The following is a 16,308-nucleotide window of genomic DNA, read 5'->3' as shown; positions in this document are numbered from 1 at the left end:
GCAGGGGAGTAGAACATCTCCCCGCTGGATGTCGCAAATTTAGCCTCGGCCAAGTCCTGAATTTGTGTCCAGCATGAACTGTGCCACAATGGGGCTGCTCGCGGCCCCAAGACCACGGGCATTAGGTCCGATGGCTCCGGCTTCGATTCGTGGGGTGATCAGGCCGCGGGTGTCTTGGGTGACAAGGTAGCGCCGCACCCGTTCCACAAGCGCTTCGCGAATTTCGCTAGGAAAAGAACCGTCAATGAGGATCGCTTCAAAATCGATGACAGAACAGATCGACAAGGATGCCTTTGCCAACTCTTGTGCGGTCTCACCAATCCAAGGATCAGCGTAGCGCATGATAGAGGACCAATCTTGTGGGGTTTGCCACAGGATGCCCGGATCAATGCCCGCATCGTTTAGGCGAGATTCAAGTAAATGCAACGAGGCAACATCGACCAACTGACGACTTTCCCCCGACGGGCCAGTACTACGTAACGCCCCCAAAGCGCCAGCATTACCCTGATGGCCCTCAAAGACGGTTCCGTTCAAAACGACACCTCCGCCAATGAAGGACCCAATGAAGAAATACGCATAATCGCGGAAATCGGACCCTCGCCCGTGCAGATGTTCGGCCTGACAAGCCGCGGTTGCATCATTATCGACAAACACCGGCAGCTCCGAAAACTGCGCAACGACTTGTGGGAAATCAATTCCTTCCCAATGTTTCATGGGTTCGGTCTCCGGCCCATCGCTGTGCCATTTCCAAAGCTCAAACGGCATCGCGATACCAATGCCGCAAATGCGCGCCCGGGCATCTTCAGAAAGGTCAGCTAAGAACTCTGTAATCCCATTTTCTAGAAACGAAAATATTTCATCGGGCACGGGGTGTTGATAGGCGATGTGCGCTTGTTTGCGCACAGCCCCGGTGAAATCCAAAAGCAGCAGATCTGCGCTGCGCCTCCCCACTCGTAGACCCAACGATAAAACGCCGTTTGGATTAAGGTGCATTGGGATTGATGGTTTGCCGACTTTGCCCCGGATTGGGTCGCCGCGTTTAAGGATTGCGTCCTTTTCCAGCTTGCGCAGGATAATAGAGACGGTTTGCGGAGACAGCCCTGAAAGCCTCGCTAGGTCGCTCCCGGGCGTGGGCCCAAGGCGGCGCAGCATCGACAGCAACAGCCGTTCATTATGGTCGCGTACCCCACTTTGGTTTACGCCCCGACGCCCTGTTACTGGATTACTACCGTCCATTGGCGAACCATATGCCTTTAATCATCTGCGTAAAAGGTGACTCGGATCGATTAATAAATCAACTTTATTTATTTATTGACAGCGCAAAGCGAATCTGGCTTTTTGATACGCAATCTGAGGGTGTAGCGCCTTTGGGGTTTGTCTCGGAAAGATCTGCGGCAATATTTGAAAATAGTTTCTTGGGAGGAAACCATGAATAAACTTATTACCGGCACCGCGCTTGCAATGATCGCTATGGCTGGCACAGCATCTGCTGATGGCCACGGGGTATCTGCGTGCTTGATCACCAAGACCGACACCAACCCATTTTTCGTCAAAATGCGCGAAGGGGCCGAGGCCAAAGCAGAAGAACTAGGCATCACGCTCAACAGCTATGCGGGTAAGGTTGATGGCGACCATGAAACCCAAGTCGCTGCGATCGAGACTTGCATCGCGAATGGCGCAAAGGGCATTCTTTTGACCGCTTCCGATACATCCTCCATCGTGCCAGCCGTTCAGCAAGCCCGCAATGCAGGTTTGGTGGTGATCGCACTCGATACACCGCTAGAGCCAATTGATTCAGCCGATATGACCTTTGCAACGGACAACTTCCTTGCAGGTGAGTTGATTGGTAAATGGGCCGCCAGCGCGCTGGGCGATGACGCGGCGACTGCTAAGATCGCGATGCTTGATCTGGCCGTTAGCCAACCCACAGTTGGTGTTCTGCGTGATCAGGGTTTCCTACAAGGCTTTGGCATCGACCTGGGCGACCCCAACAAATGGGGTGATGAAACCGACGCACGTATCGTCGGGAATGACGTCACGGCGGGCAACGAAGAAGGTGGCCGCAAAGCTATGGAAAACCTGCTGGCTCTCGACCCTGAGATTAACGTTGTCTACACTATCAACGAACCTGCGGCAGCTGGCGCCTACGAGGCACTCAAGTCGATTGGCCGTGAAAACGATGTCTTGATCGTATCGGTCGATGGTGGTTGCCCCGGTGTGGCCAATATCAAAGACGGTGTGATTGGTGCCACGTCGCAGCAATATCCACTGCTGATGGCCTCAAAAGGGATTGAAGCAATTGCTGCCTTTGCCAAGGATGGCACTCTGCCTGCCGCGACAGACGGCAAGGATTTCTTTGATACGGGTGTGGCGCTGGTGACGGACAAGCCAGTGGACGGTGTGGACAGCATCGATACTGCTGAAGGCACCAAGCTCTGCTGGGGCTAATACCCTCGCAAGCGTTTTGAAAACCGCCGGGCCCAGATCAGGGTCCGGTATTTATTTAAGTGTTAAGGGGATCACTCGGGATGTCATCGCAGGACGATTACGAAGGCGCGGCAACACAAAGTCGGGCAACTGTTGCGGAATTTGACGACCATAGACGTGGTTTTGTTGGCAGCTTCCACCACGCATTGCATACGACACCGGCGCTGGTTCCCCTGATCGTTCTCCTCGCTGCTATTGTCATTTTTGGAATGCTTCTGGGTTCTAAGTTCTTTTCGCCCTTCGCACTGACCTTGATCCTGCAACAGGTCCAGATTGTCGGTATTGTGGCCGCGGCCCAATCGTTGGTTATTTTGACCGCAGGCATCGACCTCAGCGTAGGGGCCATTGCAGTTATTTCTTCTGTTATCATGGGGCAATTCACCTTTCGCTACGGCCTGCCGGTCGAAGTCGCTGTGGCCTGCGGATTGATCATTGGGACAGGCATCGGGGCGGTCAATGGCTGGTTGATCGCCGTGATGAAGCTGCCGCCGTTCATCGTAACGCTTGGGATGTGGCAAATCGTGCTTGCGGCGAATTTTCTGTATTCTGCGAATGAAACCATCCGAAGTCAGGATATCGCCGCCAACGCACCATTGCTTCAATTTCTAGGCACCACGTTCAAAGTCGGAGCCGACGCTGATGGCCGGGGCGGGGCGAATTTCACCTATGGTGTACTGTTTATGGTTGGTGTGATTTTGTTGCTCTCTTATGTTCTCAAACACACCGCGTGGGGGCGCCATGTTTACGCTGTGGGCGATGATCCCGAGGCCGCAGAGCTGTCGGGGGTTAATGTCAAAGGCACGCTCATTTCTGTATATGCGCTGGCCGGTTTGATCTGTGCCTTCGCGGGATGGGCCCTGATCGGCAGGATCGGGTCGGTATCCCCCACATCTGGACAGCTTTTGAACATCGAAAGCATCACCGCCGTTGTTATCGGGGGCATCTCTCTCTTTGGCGGGCGCGGCTCCATACTAGGTACCTTGTTTGGCGCATTGATCGTTGGGGTGTTTACGCTTGGGTTGCGCTTGCTGGGCGCAGACGCTCAATGGACGTTCTTGCTGATCGGCGCTCTCATTATTGCGGCGGTTGCTGTGGATCAGTGGATCAGAAAGGTGGCCGCATAATGGAACCGATTTTACAAGGACGCGGGTTGGTCAAACGGTACGGTCGTGTCACTGCATTGGATAACTGCGATTTTGAACTGTATCCGGGCGAGATTTTGGCCGTCATTGGCGATAATGGTGCCGGGAAATCTTCTCTGATCAAGGCCGTATCGGGCGCTGTTATCCCAGACGCGGGTGAAGTCTTTCTGGAGGGTGAAAAGGTGAATTTCACCTCTCCAATCCAAGCGCGGGATGCTGGGATTGAAACGGTCTATCAAACCCTTGCGATGTCGCCGGCGTTGTCGATCGCCGACAACATGTTTATGGGGCGAGAAATTCGCAGGCCCGGCTGGCGCGGCAAGTTCTTGCGCCAATTGGACCGCCCGACAATGGAGCGCATGGCCCGTGACAAGCTGACGGAGCTGGGGCTGATGACCATCCAAAACATCAACCAAGCGGTTGAGACGCTTTCGGGTGGTCAACGCCAAGGGGTCGCCGTGGCCCGCGCCGCGGCTTTTGGCTCCAAGGTTATCATCTTGGATGAACCCACCGCTGCTTTGGGCGTCAAAGAAAGCCGTAAGGTGCTTGAGCTTATTCAGGATGTTAAGTCGCGTGGTATTCCGATAATCTTGATTAGCCACAATATGCCTCATGTGTTCGAGGTGGCCGATCGCATACACGTGCACCGTTTGGGTAAGCGTCTTTGTGTGATTGATCCGAAGGATTACACGATGTCTGATGCTGTTGCCTTTATGACCGGCGCTAAAGAAGCGCCTGCTGCGGCGTGACCGATACCAAAGCCATTGCGGCTAAACTCTCAGAGCAAATTATGGCTGCGCCGCGCAAGGGGCGTCGTCGTTTGGTGGCGCTCGCTGGTCCACCGGCCAGCGGTAAATCAACCTTTGCTGAGCAATTGGCTGAGGCGCTAATCGGCGCGGGCAGTCAAGCTCAGGTTGTTCCAATGGACGGTTTTCATTTGCACAATCCGATTTTGATTGAGCGCGACCTGCTAAGGCGAAAGGGTGCGCCAGAGACATTCGATGCTGCGGGTTTTTATGAACTTGTCCGGCGTCTAGGCATTGAGGATGCAGTGTTCTTTCCCACCTTTGACAGAGCCCGTGACATCGCAATTGCCGGGGCCGGGCAGGTAGATGCAAATGTTGATACGGTCATCGTCGAAGGGAACTACCTGCTCTTTGATGAACCGGTGTGGCGCGACCTGCATCCGTTGTGGGACTTCGCTATCCGCCTGGATGTGCCGATGGACGTCTTGCGCGCACGATTGGTAGCGCGATGGTTGGAGCATGGTTTGTCCACAAAACAGGCCGAAGCACGTGCGTCTGAAAACGATTTGCCGAATGCAGAACGTGTGATCAAGGCGGCGCTGATCGCGGATGCAACCCTGACAGCTTAGTGATGTAGGAGATCTAACGGTTCTTCTTTTGAGGTATCCCGAACATGTTGAAGTGTCGTGATTGCGGGTCTGATCAGATAGTGCGGCGCTCACATCTCACACCGGCAAAGATTGTAGACAGAGCAAAATCCAGTGTTAGTCTCTTGTTAACAAGGAGCCTCGCATGACAGTTTACAAAACCGCCCTAAAAGATGTGCCTCTGACCAATCAGAGCATCACGGAACGGGTTTTCGAAGGGCTTGTAGGTCGCCCTGATGAAGTTGTGCTGACAGATGGTTTGACGGGTACCACCATTACTGCCTCCGAATTTTTGGACCGCGTCAAACGTCTGGCCGGAGGTCTGACGGCCAAGGGGTTTGGCAAGGGGCAAACCGTTGCAGTGATTGCGCCTAACAGCCCAGAGTACTGTGTGATTTTTCATGCCGTTGCTTGGGCAGGAGGGACGATCACTACGCTTAACCCTACCTACACAGCTTCAGAAATCATGCACCAGCTCAACGATTCCGAAGCCGAGTTACTCATTACCGTTCCCGCCATTCTGGAAGCGGCACAAGCCGGTATTGCTGGTACGAAAGTCCGGGAAATCGTGACGATAGAACCGGCGGACGGGATGGTTTCCCTTGAGGATCTCATGGGTGAACCGATATCCGAACAGGTGCCCGTCAACATTGAAACCCATAGTGTCGTGCTGCCCTATTCTTCGGGAACGACTGGTTTGCCCAAAGGTGTCCGGCTGTCGCATCGCAATCTTGTGGTCAATGTAGATCAGTGTTGCCTTGGCACAGGTTTCCGTCCGGGTGAGGTCGCGGCCGCTTTCCTTCCGTTCTTTCACATCTACGGAATGACTGCCTTGATGAATATTCATCTGGGTTGTGGTGGCGCTTTGGTGACCATGCCGCGCTTTGATCTGGAGCTTTTCTTACGCATTTCCCAAGACCACAAAGCGCGCCGTATGTGGGTTGTCCCGCCGGTCGCCCTTGCGCTGGCAAAACACCCAATCGTCGACCAGTTCGATTTAAGTAGCATTGAAGAAATCTTTTGCGGGGCTGCTCCTATGGGGGCGGAATTATCCGACGCTGTGGCCAGCCGTTTGGATTGTGTGGTGGCGCAGGGCTACGGCATGACAGAACTCAGCCCCGTATCGCACGTCACGCCCAGTTCCGCTCCGCGTGCAGGGGCATCAGGCTTTGCAGTGTCGAACACTGATTGCCGCATCGTTGATCCAGACAGCGGCAAGGATCAGCCACCAGGCCAGACAGGCGAGCTGTGGATTAAAGGCCCGCAAGTCATGCTGGGCTATCTCAATAATGATGCGGCTACCCAAGGAACGATGGCTCCGGGCGGATGGCTCAAAACAGGTGACATCGCGTTGATTGATACGGATGGCTACATGTTTATTGTGGACCGCTTGAAAGAGTTGATTAAATACAAAGGCTTTCAAGTCGCTCCCGCTGAACTTGAGGCAACGCTGGTCGGTCATGCGGGCATTACCGATGCTGCGGTCATTGGCCAACCCGATGAAGAAGCAGGAGAACTGCCGATTGCATTTGTCGTAGTTGCAGATCCCGCTCCTACAGAAGATGAGATCAAGGCGTTCATCAAAGACACGCTATCGACGTATAAACAACTGCACAGAGTGATCTTCGTCGATCAAATCCCCAAATCTGCTTCGGGGAAAATCTTGCGCCGGGTATTGCGCGATCAAATCAGTTGATCCGAGCGCCTTTTAGGCCGCGGATACTTGAAACTTCGTTCTGTTTTCAACTTTGCCTGAACCGCAGTGCAAAAAACCATGCTGTGTTCAGGTTGAAACCTCTACTATATTCCCTTAGGTTAGCGCTAACATGGGCGGGCTGCTGGACAAGCGGCACGCGACGGATGCAACGAGGGGAACTATCATGGCACTCAAGATCGCAATCAATGGCTTTGGCCGCATTGGCCGTAACGTCCTGCGGGCCTTGGTGGAATATGGCTTTGACGGAATAGAAGTGGTCGCGATTAACGACCTCGCAGCACCAGAGACGTTGTTACATCTGCTGAAATACGATTCTGTACATGGCCGGCTCAAGGCCGATGCCAAGCTTGAAGGTGACGTGCTGCATGTCGCAGGCCAGACCATTCGCTTGACTGCGGAGCGTGATCCCAAAGCCCTTCCTTGGGGCGACGTTGATATTGCCTACGAATGTACCGGCCTTTTCACTCAGCGTGACAAAGCAGCGATGCATCTGGAGAATGGCAGCAAACGCGTGCTGATATCTGCACCCGGCAAAGGGGCAGATCGCACAATCGTCTTTGGGGTCAACGAGGGCGAAGTGACGGCGGAAGATACCGTTGTGTCGAATGCCTCGTGCACAACGAACTGTTTGGCACCCATGGTCAAAGTGCTCGATGATGCCTTCGGGATCGAAACGGGGTACATGACCACCATCCACGCCTATACTGGTGACCAGCCTTCGCATGATACCGCGCACCGCGATCCCTATCGTGGCCGGGCCGCAGCGCTGTCGATGGTTCCAACGTCAACGGGTGCCGCAACTGCAATCTCACTGGTGATCCCACATATGAAGGGTCGCCTTGAAGGATCTGCCGTTCGGGTCCCAACGGCAAATGTCTCGCTCGTCGATCTCAGCTTTATGCCGAGCAACGCGGCAACCATCGAAGCCGTGAACGCGGCCATGCAAGCGGCGTCAAACGGGCCGATGGGGCAGGTGCTTTCTTTTGAGGCTGACCCGCTTGTTTCTGTCGATTTTAACCACGACCCTCACTCAAGCTGCTTTGCCCCTGCGCAAACAAAGGTGACCGAGGGTGGTATGGTCCGGGTCGTAAGCTGGTACGATAACGAATGGGGCTTTTCGAATCGTATGAATGACACGGCGCGCCTAATGGGGCAGCTGATGCAAAATCACGCGGCAAACGATCCCGCCTGAACAGGAGGCACACATGCTTAACGATATTGTCGCACGCGTCACGGATCGGATCGTAGAACGTAGCGCAGATAGCCGCAGTGCCTATCTTGCCCGTATGCGGCGGGCCGCAGAGGACGGGCCCGCACGCGCGCATTTATCATGCTCCGGCCAGGCCCATGCCTATGCTGGCGCAGGCCCTGACCAAGATGCGCTTGCAACAAAATCCGCGGGTAACATCGGCATCATTACGACCTACAATGACATGCTGTCCGCACATCAACCGTTTGAACGGTTTCCGGATTTGATCCGGGATGCCGCCCGCGCGGTTGGCGGCACGGCGCAGGTTGCCGGTGGTGTGCCTGCGATGTGTGACGGCGTTACCCAAGGCACGCCGGGCATGGAATTGAGCCTCTTTTCGCGCGACGTAATTGCCTTGGCTGCTGGCGTTGGCCTCAGTCATAATACATTCGACAGCGCTGTTTTCTTGGGCGTCTGTGACAAGATCGTGCCGGGCCTCGTTATTGCCGCACAAGCCTTCGGGCATTTGCCAGCGATCTTTTTGCCTGCGGGTCCGATGGTTTCTGGCTTGCCCAACGATGAAAAAGCCAAGGTCCGCCAACAGTTCGCCGCTGGTGAAGTCGGCCGCGATGAATTGATGGCCGCTGAGATGGCATCCTATCATGGCCCCGGAACCTGCACTTTTTACGGCACTGCGAACACCAACCAGATGTTGATGGAATTCATGGGTCTGCACTTGCCCGGTGCGTCATTTGTGAACCCAAATACGCCTTTGCGCGATGCATTGACTGCCGCAGGCGCGCAGCGTGCGTTGGCGATAAGTCACCTGGGCAATGATTATACGCCGGTGTGCGATGTGCTAGATGAACGTGCATTTGTGAACGGGATTGTTGGGCTCAATGCAACAGGTGGGTCGACCAATCTTCTCATTCACCTTGTTGCGATGGCGCGCGCTGGCGGCATTATCCTCGACTGGGCGGACTTTTCGGATCTGGCGGATGTAACGCCCCTGATCGCCCGGGTTTATCCCAACGGTCTGGCGGATGTGAACCACTTCCACGCAGCTGGCGGTCTTGGTTTTATGATCGGCGAATTGCTCAGCGCGGGTTTACTGCATGAAGGTGTTGAGACGATCGCGGGCCAAGGTCTGGATCGGTACACGCAAGAACCTAAACTTGACGGCGACAAGGTGTCTTGGGTCTCGGGCGCTGGAAAAACGCTCAACGACAAGATCCTACGTCCGGCGACAGAGCCGTTCCAGGCAACGGGTGGTCTCAAACGGCTGGACGGATCGCTTGGCGCGGCGGTGACCAAAGTGTCGGCCGTGAAGCCTGAGCACTATATTGTCGAAGCCCCAGTCCGAGTGTTTCATGATCAAGAAACGGTCAAGGTGGCGTATAAGAATGGTGAATTTACCAGCGATGTGATTGTTGTCGTCCGTTTTCAGGGCCCCAAGGCCAACGGCATGCCTGAGTTGCACAGTCTGACACCAGTTCTGGCGAACCTTCAGGCCAAGGGCTTGAACGTCGCACTTGTGACCGACGGTCGCATGTCCGGTGCATCGGGAAAAGTTCTGTCAGCAATCCACGTCTGCCCCGAGGCCGTCGATGGCGGGCCAATTGCTCGGCTGGCTGATGGCGATGTGGTTCGGGTTGACGCAAAAGATGGTCGGCTTGAAATTATCACCGAGGGCGTATTGGACCGCCCATTGGTCACCGCCGATCTGAGCGGAAATGAACATGGGCAAGGGCGCGACCTTTTTGCCAATTTCCGCGCGCTTGTTGGATCTGCCGACACGGGCGCTAGCGCTCTATAATCTCTCGAAAAAGGAACGACCATGACCCCGCAAGACGCATCAGCTGCAGCCTATGAGATTGCCCGCATGGCACCGATCATCCCAGTGTTGGTTGTGCATGATATTGCTCACGCACGTCCCTTGGCCGAAGCGTTGGTGGCTGGTGGATTGCCAGCACTTGAGGTCACATTGCGGACACCAGCCGCACTTGAGGTCATCGCTGAAATGGCAAAGGTCAAAGGTGGCATTGTCGGTGCAGGAACGCTGCTGACACCCGGTGATGTCGCGCGCGCCAAGGACGCAGGGGCGCTGTTTGGTGTGTCACCCGGGGCCACGGATATTCTGTTGGATGCGTGCGAAGCGGCTGATTTACCTACGCTGCCAGGTGCCGCAACAGCAAGCGAGGCCATGCGCCTTCTTGAGCGCGGCTATGACATGCTCAAGTTCTTCCCCGCAGAAGCGTCTGGTGGGGCACCTGCGCTAAAGGCTATCGGTTCGCCGTTGCCACAAATCCGCTTTTGCCCAACTGGCGGTGTCAGCACGTCGAACGCAAGCAGCTACCTAAGTCTTCCAAATGTGGTCTGTGCCGGGGGCAGTTGGGTTGCACCTGATGCGCTTGTTCAGGCTGGCGACTGGGATGCGATCACTGAACTGGCAAGGGCAGCAAGCAATCTCGCTCGCTGACTGCGACACAGCCACCGCGCTGCGCTAAAGAGAGGCGGCGGCGCGGCTGGATTGATCGTATTGCCCTGAAAGCGCCCGAAGCGACGCCGCGATTTCGCGCAGCTCATCCCCGGACAAATCCATGCGTGACAACCCATCGAGAAAACAACTGCTCCGCACTTTTCGGTAGGCTTCGCATAATTCCGTGCCGGACGGTGACGTGCTATAAAACACCTCCTTACCGCGCTTTTCGGACACCAAAAGCTCTTGTTTCAGAAGCTTACGCAAGGCGTAATTGACCGTATGCGTGTCTTCGATATTCAATAAAAAGCAGATGTCGGTCAGTCGCTTTTCGCGTCCGCGCGAATTGGTGTTGTGCAGCACCAGAATTTCCAGCGGCGTTAAATCCGCCTTGCCCGCAGCGGTCATGCAGCGCGACATCCAGCGACTAAAGGCGTTGTAGGCGATGATCATCCCGTATTCGAGCTCAGAGGCTTCCCACATTTCGCCCTCAGCCAGATGGCGCGACGACACAATGCGGCGGTTGGGGAGTGGAGTTTCGGACATGAAAAAGCGCCTTTTCGCGAGGAATTTATCAGCGTTATGTTAACGTATCTACTGGTGCCCACAAGCCTCACGTAAGGGCTAAAATGTTACTGCCGTTACGGTTGAGCACTAGCTAGCGCTGACCCAACCGTTTACGAAAGCTAAGCCGGGGGGCGCTTTGCACGGGGATATCCGATGTTTCGAATTTTTGCAGGGGTGCTCATGGCATCTCTGGTTGCCCTTTCGCCGGCTCAGGCCGAAGACCGTAGCCGCCTTGGCTATGGTCGCATGTTTACCAATGACTATTTTGGGGATGGCAAAGACCGCTGGCGCACGGGATCGATTTCCTCCTCTCGGGTGTGGGGGCCGACATGGCAAGGCCAGGTGCCCCAAGGCTTTGGCGAATTGATCGAATTGCGCCTTTCAGCCGAAGTGCTGGCTCCCGATAACCTCGAGACGCCCGATGTTGGCGATCGGCCCTACGCAGGTTCGATTACGATCGGCGCACATACCCATTTTGGCTGGAATGGCTTTGACATGAGCACGGGGGCCGATCTTGTTTTGACAGGCTCAGGGACTGGGCTTGGGAGCTTACAGCGCGAATTCCACGAGCTCTTTGGCATGCAGGTCCCGTCTGATGAAGTATTGGATAACCAGATTTCAGGGATAGATCCGACCCTTGTTGTTGAGATGGCCCGGACACTGGACCTGAGTGATCAGGTCACCTTGCGCCCGTTCCTTGAAGGCCGTGCCGGCGCCGAAACGTTTGTGCGCGCAGGGTTTGATCTGACGTTAGGAAACATTGGGCAAGGCGAGTTGTTGATACGCGAGAATACGACCGGCCAACGCTACCGTGTGATCCAAAACAGTGACAACGGCGGGTTCAGCTTTGTCGTGGGGGCCGACATGGCGCAGGTTGCTAAGAGCATCTATTTGCCCGAAGACCAAGGATTTGACTTAACCGGCAGCCGAGATCGCGTACGGGCCGGAGTGCATTGGCAGGGCGACAGCGCCTCCGCTTTTTATGGGCTGACTTGGCTCGGTAAAGAATTTGAAGGCCAGGACGACGATCAGGTTGTTGGGTCCATTCGGGTCAATTTTCGGTTCTGACACAAAAGAGCACAAAGCATGTTGCGATAGCTCATGTCGTAGCACGCCTCGAGTCCGATGCACTAAATATGGTCATTTCAGGAAAATCTGCGTCCACGAAAGCGACATAACAATGCAACACCCGCCATGCGGGAATAAATTGCCCTCTTCCCAGAGCGAATCACCTGAGTTATTCTATTCTCAATAAAAAAAGAGCATGAGGCAGAGACAGGCATGGGAACGGGCTATCGTGGCACGTTCGTTATATCCTGGTCGCAAACAGACATAGACGGTCTTGAGGCTGCACCTGTGCATGCGTTGACCGTCGGGGCCGCTTGGGCCTGGCGTGGTGACGCCATCCGTGTGGATGGACCGTCGGACGTATTGCGACTGGATGAAGCGGACGGTGCAGACAAACTTCGCAAACGCGCGGCGCGCATGGTGCACCGCCTTGTTGGCACCGCCCTTGAGCGGAACCCTGCACCAAAGCGGGCAACAATCGATATGCCGATCATGGACAACAGTTTTGTCATGACGGACGGCGCAAAAAGCTACACCGTGACCTTGATCGAGGTCGGTCGGGGTAGCCAACCGTTATTGATGTTCCTCGACGAGATGCCGCCGCGAGACCGTGATCTGTGGATCGTGCACCACACGCTGGGTTCGGGCATCGGCGACAGCGGTACGGATGCGCAAGGCGGCGTGATCTGCTTTACGCCGGGTACGCGCATTCTAACGCCCAATGGCTCTGCCTTGATCGAAGATCTCGCCGAAGGCGATTATATTCAGACCAAAGACAATGGCGCACAGCCGGTTCAATGGGTCGGCAGTCGGCGTATGACAGGTGCCCGCCTGTTTGCGATGCCGCGTCTGCGTCCTGTGCGGATCAATGCGGGCGCTTTGGGTGGTGACTGCCCTGATGGCGATTTAGTGGTGTCGCCCCAGCACCGTGTTCTGATCAAGGGCGCAAAGGCGCAAAGCCTGTTCAATACATCAGAAGTTTTGGTCGCGGCGAAGGATCTGATCAACGGAAAAACCGTGTCCGTCGACATGCGGGCGCGCGAAGTGACCTATATTCATCTGTTGTTAGAAGAACATCAGGTGATGTGGGCCAACGGTGTTGAGACAGAGAGCTTTCACCCCGCTTCTGCATCCCTCGCGTCGCTTGGTGAGTTAGATCGAAAACGGCTCCTGACGCACTATCCCGAGTTGGAGTTTGACCCTCACACGTACGGCAGCTTTGCCCGGCGCACGTTGTCTTCCTCGGAGGCGGCAATTCTCGGCCACGCTGCCTAGTCAGAGCGTAAACAATCAAAGGTCTTAGGGCGTTTCGTAAAAAGAGGCCCCGAAGGTGCCGTTTGGGCGTGTAAGGCGAAGATCCTTACCGTCGGCCTTCCATTTTTTGGCGGTCAGCTCCCAGCGCGGGGCCACTGCCTGCTGTCGGCGGCGATCAACCCCCAGTCTTTTTCACAGTGGATTTTCTTACCAGCGATAGTGTTTCGAAATTGCTGTTCAAACATATTTTGATCGAACTCGGCAGCCGCTACTTGTCGAAAAGCGGCCCGCCAGTATGGATTCTATTTTAGTATTACTTCCGCTGAATACCGATGAAACCAACAACGACGTTGGTTCTAGTTATCAAACAACTAGCTGGCCTCACCTTCCACTAGTGCTTTGATAATCGCGCGTGCGTTGTCGCTATGCCAATCTGCATCGCCGCGCAGTCGCGCAATTTCGCGCCCTTCGGGATCAATCAAAACAGTGATCGGTAGACCAAAGATACCCATTTGCGAGGCCAGTGATTGTTTAGGATCTTGATGACGTGGAAGGTTTTCGATGCCGGCTTTTGCAAAGAATTTCTTGATGCCTTCAGGCGAATTACGGCCAGTTGCGATAGTCAGAACTTCGAAGTTCTTCCCACCAAATTCCTTTTGTAAGGCTGACAGATGCGGCATTTCTTTGCGACAGGGTGCACACCATGTTGCCCAGAAATTCACCAACACATATTTGCCCTGCCAGTCCTCAAGCGTTGCATTACCGGCATCGTCCGCCAGTTCAAAAGCGGCGTTGGACGTGGACTTGGGCGTATCATGCACCACAAGTTTTTTCATATCACCTTCGCGCAGGCTTAGAATCATTTCACCGTCCCCTGCAAGGGCGGGGTTTGCACCCCATGTCAGGGCCGTATACACGAGCGCCAATGCAATTTTCTTCATGGGTCCCTCCGGGGATAGGCCAAATGTCAAACAAAACCTCGAACAAAATGTGGGGCGGCCGCTTTGCCGCTGGACCTGATGCGATTATGGAGGCGATCAATGCCTCAATCTCGTTTGATCAGCGGATGGCGGCGCAAGATATTGCCGGGTCTCGTGCCCATGCGGCGATGTTAGCCGCACAAGGCATAATCACTGATAGCGACGCGGCTTCCATTCGGGAAGGGCTGCTCACGGTCTTGTCAGAAATCGAAGGCGGTACCTTCGAATATTCCACCGCACTCGAGGACATTCACATGAATGTCGAAGCGCGCCTCAAAGAGGTCATCGGTGAACCTGCGGGTCGTCTTCACACTGGGCGCAGCCGAAATGATCAGGTTGCGACAGACTTTAAGCTTTGGGTCCGGGATCAATTTGATGCAGCTGAAACTGGTCTGCTGGCGCTGATCACGGCGCTTTTGGGTCAGGCGGAGGCGGGGGCCGATTGGGTCATGCCCGGCTTTACGCATCTCCAAACCGCGCAGCCAGTGACATGGGGCCACCATATGATGGCCTATGTCGAGATGTTTGGCCGTGACTTGAGCCGCATGCGCGATGCGCGTGCGCGCATGAACGAATCCCCCTTAGGGGCCGCAGCACTTGCGGGCACTTCTTTTCCCATCGACCGGCAGATGACGGCCGAGGCGTTGGGGTTCGACCGTCCTGCGAGCAACAGCCTTGATGCGGTCAGCGACCGTGATTTTGCGCTGGAGTTCTTAGGAGCGGCCAGCATTTGCGCTATGCACCTAAGCCGCTTTGCAGAAGAGCTGGTGATTTGGTCCTCGGCTCAGTTTCGATTTGTCACGCTGTCAGACCGTTTTTCGACCGGCTCCAGCATCATGCCACAAAAAAAGAACCCCGATGCCGCAGAGCTGATCCGCGCCAAGATCGGGCGTATTTTTGGCGCGAATGTCGCGTTGATGATGGTGATGAAAGGCCTGCCGCTGGCCTATTCCAAAGACATGCAAGAAGACAAAGAGCAGGTGTTTGACGCCGCGGATAACTTGATGCTCGCGCTGGCCGCAATGGAAGGCATGGTACGCGATATGTCTGCCAACCGACCCCAACTGGCCGCCGCGGCGGGCTCTGGGTTCTCAACTGCGACAGACCTAGCAGATTGGCTGGTGCGCGTGTTGGGCCTGCCGTTCCGTGATGCACATCACATCACCGGCAGTCTTGTTGCGTTGGCTGAGAAAAATGGCTGCGACCTGCCCGATTTGACGCTGGATCAGATGAAATCCGCCCATGATGGTATCACTAGCGATGTCTTTGATGTGCTGGGGGTGGAAAATTCAGTTAACTCACGTACATCATATGGTGGGACGGCACCCGATCAGGTGCGTGCCCAAGTCATACGCTGGAAAAAGGTTTTGGCATGAAACGACTGTCTCTATTGCTGGTGTTGACCGCATTGAGTGCATGCGGTGTGGACGGTGAACCAGTACGTCCAACGGTTGATGGTGCTGTAACCCTGTCAAACTCCGGTGTGCGGGTTGGCGGCGTTCTCGGAATTAATAAAGGGCCGCTGTCGGTCGGTTTGGGATTTTGATGCGTATTACACTTACAATCTGTGCTCTGTTTCTTGCAGGGTGCGACGGTCCTCAATCTCAAGATACCCAGCGTTACCGCGCTACTGAAAACCCAGTACCGTCGACGACAGGCGTGAAGGTAGAAGGCGAAGCACGGGTCGGCGTAAGCGGGACTTTCTGAGCAATGTCCATTTTGCGCATGATCTATCTGGCCCTCGCGGTTTGGGGGGCCATCCATCCGATGTATTATTTCATCCAATGGTTCAGCCAGAATGGCTTTGATATCAGGGGTATGGTGGATGCATGGCACGTAAATGCGGCTTCCAGCGGATTGGTTTGGGACCTAACAATTGCTGCCATTGCCTTGACGGTTTGGATCGTGGCTGAAGTAGCTGTTCGGCGCAATTGGCTCGCGCTGGTTGCCATCCCGGCGACCTTCTGTATTGGGGTAAGCTGCGGCTTGCCACTTTATCTTTTTCTGCGGTCGGCACCTGTCAAATAGGGCG

Annotated in this window: 17 protein-coding genes; 14 read left to right on the top strand and 3 right to left on the bottom strand. The window is 55.1% G+C overall.

Features of this window, described 5'->3' with window-relative positions:
* Positions 1-39: 39 nt before the first annotated feature.
* Complete coding sequence (locus C1J03_RS18395) at positions 40-1,236, bottom strand: ROK family protein (protein WP_114887914.1); 1,197 nt, start codon at positions 1,234-1,236, stop codon at positions 40-42.
* A gap of 192 nt (positions 1,237-1,428) precedes the next feature.
* On the opposite strand from C1J03_RS18395, the gene C1J03_RS18385 reads away from it, so the two are divergent.
* The 8 genes from C1J03_RS18385 (at position 1,429) to eda (ending at position 10,407) form a co-directional block, all read left to right on the top strand.
* A complete protein-coding gene (locus C1J03_RS18385; protein ID WP_114887912.1) occupies positions 1,429-2,448 on the top strand; it encodes a sugar ABC transporter substrate-binding protein in 1,020 nt (339 codons plus the stop codon).
* A gap of 80 nt (positions 2,449-2,528) precedes the next feature.
* Entirely contained in the window at positions 2,529-3,611 is a 1,083-nt protein-coding gene (locus tag C1J03_RS18380) for an ABC transporter permease (protein ID WP_114887911.1), read from the top strand.
* Entirely contained in the window at positions 3,611-4,378 is a 768-nt protein-coding gene (locus C1J03_RS18375; RefSeq protein ID WP_114887910.1) for an ATP-binding cassette domain-containing protein, read from the top strand. Before C1J03_RS18380 ends, C1J03_RS18375 begins: the two co-directional genes overlap by 1 nt.
* Positions 4,375-5,004, top strand: a complete 630-nt coding sequence (locus tag C1J03_RS18370; protein WP_254694091.1) for a nucleoside/nucleotide kinase family protein — start codon at positions 4,375-4,377, stop codon at positions 5,002-5,004. The genes C1J03_RS18375 and C1J03_RS18370 overlap by 4 nt, the downstream gene beginning before the upstream one ends.
* Positions 5,005-5,167: 163 nt before the next feature.
* Complete coding sequence (locus C1J03_RS18365; protein ID WP_114887909.1) at positions 5,168-6,718, top strand: AMP-binding protein; 1,551 nt, start codon at positions 5,168-5,170, stop codon at positions 6,716-6,718.
* A 184-nt stretch (positions 6,719-6,902) separates the two neighbouring features.
* A complete protein-coding gene (gene gap / locus C1J03_RS18360; protein ID WP_114889076.1) occupies positions 6,903-7,931 on the top strand; it encodes a type I glyceraldehyde-3-phosphate dehydrogenase in 1,029 nt (342 codons plus the stop codon).
* A 13-nt stretch (positions 7,932-7,944) separates the two neighbouring features.
* Positions 7,945-9,744, top strand: a complete 1,800-nt coding sequence (gene edd, locus C1J03_RS18355; protein WP_114887908.1) for a phosphogluconate dehydratase — start codon at positions 7,945-7,947, stop codon at positions 9,742-9,744.
* 21 nt (positions 9,745-9,765) lie between these two features.
* Complete coding sequence (gene eda, locus C1J03_RS18350; RefSeq protein ID WP_114887907.1) at positions 9,766-10,407, top strand: bifunctional 4-hydroxy-2-oxoglutarate aldolase/2-dehydro-3-deoxy-phosphogluconate aldolase; 642 nt, start codon at positions 9,766-9,768, stop codon at positions 10,405-10,407.
* Positions 10,408-10,431: 24 nt separating this feature from the next.
* On the opposite strand, the gene C1J03_RS18345 is transcribed toward eda, so the two are convergent.
* A complete protein-coding gene (locus tag C1J03_RS18345; protein WP_114887906.1) occupies positions 10,432-10,953 on the bottom strand; it encodes a winged helix DNA-binding protein in 522 nt (173 codons plus the stop codon).
* Between the two features lie 174 nt (positions 10,954-11,127).
* Between C1J03_RS18345 and C1J03_RS18340 the strand changes: the two genes are divergently transcribed.
* Together C1J03_RS18340 and C1J03_RS18335 are read left to right on the top strand one after the other, a co-directional pair.
* Positions 11,128-12,042, top strand: a complete 915-nt coding sequence (locus C1J03_RS18340; RefSeq protein WP_114887905.1) for a lipid A-modifier LpxR family protein — start codon at positions 11,128-11,130, stop codon at positions 12,040-12,042.
* A gap of 213 nt (positions 12,043-12,255) precedes the next feature.
* Positions 12,256-13,317, top strand: coding sequence for a Hint domain-containing protein (locus C1J03_RS18335; RefSeq protein WP_114887904.1), 1,062 nt, complete (start codon positions 12,256-12,258; stop codon positions 13,315-13,317).
* Between the two features lie 350 nt (positions 13,318-13,667).
* On the opposite strand, the gene C1J03_RS18330 is transcribed toward C1J03_RS18335, so the two are convergent.
* Complete coding sequence (locus C1J03_RS18330) at positions 13,668-14,237, bottom strand: TlpA disulfide reductase family protein (RefSeq protein ID WP_114887903.1); 570 nt, start codon at positions 14,235-14,237, stop codon at positions 13,668-13,670.
* A gap of 23 nt (positions 14,238-14,260) precedes the next feature.
* On the opposite strand from C1J03_RS18330, the gene argH reads away from it, so the two are divergent.
* From argH to C1J03_RS18320, 4 genes are read left to right on the top strand one after another with little or no spacing between them, the layout of a single operon-like run.
* Positions 14,261-15,652 (top strand): argininosuccinate lyase, encoded by a 1,392-nt coding sequence (argH, locus tag C1J03_RS18325; RefSeq protein ID WP_114887902.1) that lies wholly within the window; start codon positions 14,261-14,263, stop codon positions 15,650-15,652.
* Positions 15,649-15,822 (top strand): hypothetical protein, encoded by a 174-nt coding sequence (locus C1J03_RS25575; RefSeq protein ID WP_174234478.1) that lies wholly within the window; start codon positions 15,649-15,651, stop codon positions 15,820-15,822. Before argH ends, C1J03_RS25575 begins: the two co-directional genes overlap by 4 nt.
* The gene (locus C1J03_RS25415) at positions 15,822-15,983 is read left to right on the top strand and encodes a hypothetical protein (RefSeq protein WP_162798588.1); all 162 of its coding nucleotides are present in this window, start codon (positions 15,822-15,824) and stop codon (positions 15,981-15,983) included. The genes C1J03_RS25575 and C1J03_RS25415 overlap by 1 nt, the downstream gene beginning before the upstream one ends.
* Before the next feature lie 3 nt (positions 15,984-15,986).
* A complete protein-coding gene (locus C1J03_RS18320) occupies positions 15,987-16,304 on the top strand; it encodes a DUF2834 domain-containing protein (protein ID WP_114887901.1) in 318 nt (105 codons plus the stop codon).
* Positions 16,305-16,308 lie beyond the last annotated feature (4 nt).

It is taken from the genome of Sulfitobacter sp. SK012 (assembly GCF_003352085.1).
Taxonomy (GTDB): Bacteria; Pseudomonadota; Alphaproteobacteria; order Rhodobacterales; family Rhodobacteraceae; genus Sulfitobacter.
Note: the sequence above shows the minus strand (reverse complement) of the source record. Positions and strands in the feature narration are given on the sequence as shown.

What these genes read in the sequence shown, in the direction of transcription:
- C1J03_RS18395 (WP_114887914.1), bottom strand. Translation starts at nt 1,236, where the DNA reads ATGGACGGTAGTAATCCAGTAACAGGGCGTCGGGGCGTAAACCAAAGT.
- C1J03_RS18385 (WP_114887912.1), top strand. Translation starts at nt 1,429, where the DNA reads ATGAATAAACTTATTACCGGCACCGCGCTTGCAATGATCGCTATGGCT.
- C1J03_RS18380 (WP_114887911.1), top strand. Translation starts at nt 2,529, where the DNA reads ATGTCATCGCAGGACGATTACGAAGGCGCGGCAACACAAAGTCGGGCA.
- C1J03_RS18375 (WP_114887910.1), top strand. Translation starts at nt 3,611, where the DNA reads ATGGAACCGATTTTACAAGGACGCGGGTTGGTCAAACGGTACGGTCGT.
- C1J03_RS18365 (WP_114887909.1), top strand. Translation starts at nt 5,168, where the DNA reads ATGACAGTTTACAAAACCGCCCTAAAAGATGTGCCTCTGACCAATCAG.
- gap (WP_114889076.1), top strand. Translation starts at nt 6,903, where the DNA reads ATGGCACTCAAGATCGCAATCAATGGCTTTGGCCGCATTGGCCGTAAC.
- edd (WP_114887908.1), top strand. Translation starts at nt 7,945, where the DNA reads ATGCTTAACGATATTGTCGCACGCGTCACGGATCGGATCGTAGAACGT.
- eda (WP_114887907.1), top strand. Translation starts at nt 9,766, where the DNA reads ATGACCCCGCAAGACGCATCAGCTGCAGCCTATGAGATTGCCCGCATG.
- C1J03_RS18345 (WP_114887906.1), bottom strand. Translation starts at nt 10,953, where the DNA reads ATGTCCGAAACTCCACTCCCCAACCGCCGCATTGTGTCGTCGCGCCAT.
- C1J03_RS18340 (WP_114887905.1), top strand. Translation starts at nt 11,128, where the DNA reads ATGTTTCGAATTTTTGCAGGGGTGCTCATGGCATCTCTGGTTGCCCTT.
- C1J03_RS18335 (WP_114887904.1), top strand. Translation starts at nt 12,256, where the DNA reads ATGGGAACGGGCTATCGTGGCACGTTCGTTATATCCTGGTCGCAAACA.
- C1J03_RS18330 (WP_114887903.1), bottom strand. Translation starts at nt 14,237, where the DNA reads ATGAAGAAAATTGCATTGGCGCTCGTGTATACGGCCCTGACATGGGGT.
- argH (WP_114887902.1), top strand. Translation starts at nt 14,261, where the DNA reads ATGTCAAACAAAACCTCGAACAAAATGTGGGGCGGCCGCTTTGCCGCT.
- C1J03_RS25575 (WP_174234478.1), top strand. Translation starts at nt 15,649, where the DNA reads ATGAAACGACTGTCTCTATTGCTGGTGTTGACCGCATTGAGTGCATGC.
- C1J03_RS25415 (WP_162798588.1), top strand. Translation starts at nt 15,822, where the DNA reads ATGCGTATTACACTTACAATCTGTGCTCTGTTTCTTGCAGGGTGCGAC.
- C1J03_RS18320 (WP_114887901.1), top strand. Translation starts at nt 15,987, where the DNA reads ATGTCCATTTTGCGCATGATCTATCTGGCCCTCGCGGTTTGGGGGGCC.